This is a genomic window from Virgibacillus salexigens, assembly GCF_014905415.1.
Taxonomy (GTDB): Bacteria; Bacillota; Bacilli; order Bacillales; family Amphibacillaceae; genus Virgibacillus; species Virgibacillus salexigens.
In genome coordinates this window covers 1-302 of record NZ_BNEO01000146.1, presented here as the reverse complement: position 1 = coordinate 302, position 302 = coordinate 1, and the positions used below count along the sequence as shown (strand labels likewise).

Here is a 302-nt window from a genome sequence, read left to right as displayed (position 1 = left end):
ATTAAATCCTTACATGGTGAGAGAAGTAAACTTTCTCATATTACCCTTCAACATGCAGATACGAAAGAAATAGAAACACTTCATATTGTCAATCTAATCATTAGTCACGGCTTTCAGATTGATTTAGGATCAATTAATGACTGGGGAATGGAAATGGAGAATGGCTCTATAAAAGTTGATTCTACTATGTCATCAAGCATTCCTGGGATATTTGCCGTAGGAGATATTGCAAACTATCCGAATAAACTTCATTTAATCGCAGGGGGATTTATCGAAGGGCCGATCGCTGTTAACGCAGCGAA

Annotated in this window: 1 protein-coding gene; it reads left to right on the top strand. The window is 37.4% G+C overall.

Features of this window, described 5'->3' with window-relative positions; genetic code table 11:
• The coding region (locus JKP73_RS22615; RefSeq protein WP_200412036.1) for an NAD(P)/FAD-dependent oxidoreductase at nucleotides 1–302 on the top strand (302 nt) is incomplete at both ends.